This is a genomic window from Haloferax sp. s1 (assembly GCF_058382125.1).
The window spans coordinates 6,304-7,960 of the sequence record NZ_JBZRPK010000658.1 but is presented as its reverse complement, the minus strand read 5'-3'; the positions used below and the strand labels follow the sequence as shown (position 1 = coordinate 7,960).

2 protein-coding genes and 2 pseudogenes are annotated in these 1,657 nt (G+C 63.7%); all 4 read left to right on the top strand.

The window, feature by feature from the left end; genetic code table 11:
* Positions 1 to 69 precede the first annotated feature (69 nt).
* Positions 70 to 429 (top strand): annotated as a pseudogene (locus tag QT222_RS15405) (DNA mismatch repair endonuclease MutL); the annotation flags it as partial.
* A gap of 95 nt (positions 430 to 524) precedes the next feature.
* Complete coding sequence (locus QT222_RS15400) at positions 525 to 827, top strand: hypothetical protein (RefSeq protein ID WP_004057809.1); 303 nt, start codon at positions 525 to 527, stop codon at positions 825 to 827.
* Positions 828 to 950: 123 nt separating this feature from the next.
* Positions 951 to 1,343, top strand: coding sequence for a hypothetical protein (locus QT222_RS15395; RefSeq protein ID WP_491477670.1), 393 nt, complete (start codon positions 951 to 953; stop codon positions 1,341 to 1,343).
* A gap of 95 nt (positions 1,344 to 1,438) precedes the next feature.
* A pseudogene (locus QT222_RS15390) lies at positions 1,439 to 1,657 on the top strand (sugar kinase); the annotation flags it as partial.

Here is a 1,657-nt window from a genome sequence, read left to right as displayed (position 1 = left end):
GAGCGGGCGGCGTAGCAGGAGGGGTAGGACGAGGCGGTGGGGCGGATCGGAGGCCGCGCCGGGCGGAGAGGGGAGCGTAGCGTGTCGGAACGAACCGTTCCGGCTGTGTTCGACGCGGCGCTCGACCCCGGACTCCTCCGCGACGCGCTGACGGCGTTCGTCCGCGAGGAGGCCGACGGCGGCCAGAAGACGGTCGACGCCGTCGCCGACGAACTCCTCGCCGACCTCGCGTGTTACCCGTCGATTACGGGCAACACGTCGCTCCGCGAGGGGTCGGTGCTCGAACTGCTCTCGGCACTCGACGACTGCGAGAATCCCTACGCCTGCCCGCACGGGCGACCGGTCGTCATCGAGTTTGACCGGGACGAAATCGAATCGCGGTTCGAGCGCGACTACCCCGGTCACGGAGGCCGGCGCGCCGAAGAGTGATGCGAGAGGCAAGCTACGACTGAACCAACGACCCAATTCTCGCTGGCGATACTCTCGGCGAGGATTGAAGTCCGGCCACCGAGTGGGTCGAACTGATGAACGCGCTCGTCTTTCTTGGGATTCTCTTCGGGCCGCTCGTCCTCGTGGTGTCGTATCTCTTTACCGCCGCCACGGGACCGAGCGTCCCGACGTGGGCCGACGCCGCCGGAGTCGCGATTCGCTTCTACGGGACTGCACTCGCCGTTATCGTCGGACCCGTTGCGCTCCACCTCGACCGAATCTCGCTCGCAAAGCGGTCCAACTGGATTCCGTCTCCCCTGTACTATCTTATCGCTATCCCGTTTCTGAGTATCCCGATTTCGTTTATCTACCTCGTTCGACGGCTCACGTCGGCCTAATTCGGGCGCCGAACAGACGAGGAGAATACAGTGGCAACAAAAGGAGAATTCAGTGACAATAAAACAGCTACACACGCACATCAGTCCACAACCATAATGTAGCAATAGCAACAAGTATGAGTAATGCGAAACGATGCCCTGAATCCCTCCCTGATAGTGGTCTCCCTCGCAGTTTTCGTGGTGGCGCTCGCCGCCACAATCGCCATCGAGTTCCGGGAGCGCTGGATGGTGGATGCCCTCCTAATCACGGCTGGCGCCGCAGTCGGTCCGGTCATCTTCGTCGCCGGTCGGAGAATCCGTTCTGACCGCAACTCGGACAACCGACTGACCAACGCGGTCTTGGCGGCTTCCTACGCCGCTTTCGCCGGCATTTCCCTGTACAACGCGTTTGTCTTGGAAATCATGACTGGCCCGGTCCGCGACCTGACGATGGTCGCCATCGGAATGACCGGCCCCGCGATAGTGATGGCCGCCAGTCGGGTGCTGGGGAACGAGTCTCCGCTCACGACGGCCTGATACTGTCGGGGAAGTCCTGACGCACCGAACCGCCAGCAGTCGCTGCATTCGACGGCAACGCCGGAGGTTTATATCGCGCCCGCGAACGGCCGTCCATGACAGCACTCGTGACCTTCGGCGAGACGATGCTTCGCCTGTCGCCGCCGCGTGGCGAGCGACTCGAAACCGCCCGCGAATTCGAAGTACAGGCTGGCGGGGCGGGGAGCAAAGACGCCGATGCCGCCGACCGCCCCGGGCCCCGCGCCGCAAGGTTATCAAAGCCCCCCATCACCCCGCCCGGTCGGCGCGACGACGGCGAGCCGCGTAGTCATTGC

Coding starts and splice junctions, on each gene's coding strand:
- QT222_RS15400 (WP_004057809.1), top strand. CDS start 525: ATGAACGCGCTCGTCTTTCTTGGGATTCTCTTCGGGCCGCTCGTCCTC.
- QT222_RS15395 (WP_491477670.1), top strand. CDS start 951: ATGCGAAACGATGCCCTGAATCCCTCCCTGATAGTGGTCTCCCTCGCA.